Genomic DNA, 2,511 nt, shown 5'->3' with positions numbered 1-2,511 from the left:
GACTTCGACAGCGTGGGGAACACCGGGGGCACCGGCGGCGCCGGCGCGGCTTTCACGCTCTACGACGTGAAGGTGACGCCCGGTCAGACGATCTACTGGTTACGGGCGGGGCGACGGCAGTGCCAGAGGAAGCGGGGAGCGCGGGCTTAACGGGGGGTGACGCATCGGCGGGCTATGCCGGGGAGGCCGGACGGCCGTGGTCCGAGGGGTCGATCCGGATGGCGCACTCGAGGAGCTCGGCGCTCCTCCACAGGGCGCGGATCAGCGCGGGCATCCCCGGGAGCGATCGTCACGATCCCGAGCCCTCAGGACTCGGAGCCCCGCCGGACCCGCAGCCGCGTCTCCTCCAGGTCGAGCAGCGACTGGGCGTCGCGGAGGATGCGCTGCGGGTAGGCCCGGCGCGAGCGCGCGTCCAGCAGCGCCTCCCGCTCGGCCGCGACCACGGCGAGGCGCAGCGCCCGGTAGAGGCGGTGCGGAGTGTCCGCGACCGACCGCTCCGTGCCGCGCGAGCGCTCCCAGGCGGCCTCGGAGCGGAGGAACGACGTCTGGCGCACTCGCTCCAGGACGTCCGGAGCGACGCCGTCGGCGCCCTCGACGGCGTCGCCCGGGTGCTCCAGCACCGAGAGGCCCTTCTCGGTGATCTCGTCGAGCAGGCCCGCGAGCGCCCGCTGGTCCTCGGGCACGTCGATCCCGCGGATGCCCAGCGCGCGGATCAGCAGCGGCAGCGTGCTGCCCTGGATCAGCAGGGTCGCGACGGCCACGGTGAAGGCGATCAGCACGAGCTGCGGACGGTACGGGATGTCCTCGGGCAGCGACTGCGCGGCCGCGAGGGTCACCACTCCGCGCATCCCGGACCAGCCGAGCACCAGACCGCCGCGCCAGCCGATGCCGTTGCGGCTGAAGTGCCGGTAGTCGCTGCGCCGCAGCAGGTAGCGCCGCTTCGCGCGGCCGCGCTCCTCCTTCGGCAGGTCCTGCCCTTCGGGCGACTCGAGCAGCTCCTTCTGCTCACGGGCCCGGCGCTCGGCCCGGCGCGTCTGCCAGCGCTCGCCGAGGAGGACCGGGCCGACCCAGAGGAAGCGCACGACGATCAGTCCGACCACCGCGATCAGGCCGATCCCGACCGCTCCGGGCACGGAGAGGCGCGCGCTGTCGGCGTCCTGGATCAGCGAGCGGATCTCGAGCCCGATCAGCAGGAACACGCCGTTCTCGAGCAGGAACTGCACGGTCCGCCAGTTGATCCGGTCGTTCACCCGCGACTGGGCGGTGAAGGCGCGGGAGGAGGCGTGCCCGGTGTGCAGGCCGGCGACGACCACGGCGAGCACGCCCGAGGCGCCCAGGCCCTCGGCGGGGATGAACGCGACGAAGGGGACGATGAAGGAGAGGACGGTGTTGAGCACCGGGTCCTCGAGCCGCGAGCGGACGAAGACGGTGACGACGCTGGCCACGAACCCGACCACGACGGCCACGACGACCGCGTAGAGGAAGTCGCCGATCGCGGCCCACGGCGTCGCGAGCGTCCCCGCGGCGGCGGCGAGGGCCGAGCGGAGGAGGACCAGCGCTGTCGCGTCGTTGATCAGCCCCTCGCCCTCGAGCAGGGTGAGCAGCCGCGGCGGGAGGCCGAGCCGCCGGCCGACCGAGGTCGCGGCGACGGCGTCGGGCGGGCTGATGATCGCGCCCACGGCGATCGCCAGGCCCAGCCCGAGCTCGGGGAGGAGGAGGAAGAGGAGCGCGCCGACGCCGGCCGCCGAGATCAGCACCAGCACGACCGACAGGCCGGTGATGGTGGTGAGGTTCCGGCGGAAGTCGATGAACGGGACGCTGAGCGCCGCCGCGTAGAGCAGCGGCGGCAGCACGCCGTCGAGCACCCACTCGTGCGGGACGACCACCTCCGGCACCCCGGGGATGTACGAGAGGCCGACGCCGGCGAGCACGAGGACGATCGGGGCGGCGACGCCGAGGCGCCGCGAGAAGACGGCGACCGCGACGAGGACCGAGACGCCGACGATCGCGGCGATGCCCAGCTCCATCAGCGGAGGCTCTCGAGGGCGCAGAAGGGCATGGTCTCGTCTCCAGGGGGTGGCGGGCGATCGCCCGGGACGAGTCTGCGCCTCTCGGCGGATGCGGGGCAGGGGGTTGCGAGCACCCGGCGTCCCGCGCCGGGGTCAGCCGTCGTCGCGAGCGGCGCGGCGGTCGAGCAGGCGGGCGAGCGCGAGGAGGAGCGCCATGGCGCCGAGCGCCGCGACGGCCAGGGCGAGCGCGGCGCCGGGCTCGAGCGTGATCCCGCGCTCGACGACCTGCGCGCGCAGCACCGGGTCGGCCGAGACGACGAGCAGGCCGATCGAGGCGGCGGCGAGGACGAGTCCGTAGAGGACGGCGCCGACGCGGATCCGCGGGCGGGCGGTGGCGGGGGGGAGGAGGGGGGTGGGGGAGGCCCCCCCCTCGAACGGGGGGGTGCCGGGGGCGGCGGCGCCCTGCGGGGGCCCTCCGCGGCCGGAGCGGCCGATCTCGCCG

The 2,511-nt window shown here is 75.0% G+C and carries 2 protein-coding genes; both read right to left on the bottom strand.

Features of this window, described 5'->3' with window-relative positions; translation table 11 throughout:
- Positions 1 to 305: 305 nt before the first annotated feature.
- On the bottom strand, positions 306 to 2,027 hold the full coding sequence (locus C5C10_RS17330) for a sodium:proton antiporter (RefSeq protein ID WP_104329879.1): 1,722 nt from the start codon (positions 2,025 to 2,027) through the stop codon (positions 306 to 308).
- 135 nt (positions 2,028 to 2,162) lie between these two features.
- Positions 2,163 to 2,511 (bottom strand): hypothetical protein (locus C5C10_RS17990; RefSeq protein ID WP_219813289.1); only part of this gene is annotated, 349 nt, incomplete at its 5' end.

The sequence above is a fragment of the Rathayibacter sp. AY1A3 genome (genome assembly GCF_002930975.1).
Lineage (GTDB): Bacteria > Actinomycetota > Actinomycetes > Actinomycetales > Microbacteriaceae > Rathayibacter.
Note: the sequence above shows the minus strand (reverse complement) of the source record. Positions and strands in the feature narration are given on the sequence as shown.

Excerpts from the sequence above, each read along its gene's own strand:
- C5C10_RS17330 (WP_104329879.1), bottom strand. The coding sequence starts at position 2,027 with ATGGAGCTGGGCATCGCCGCGATCGTCGGCGTCTCGGTCCTCGTCGCG.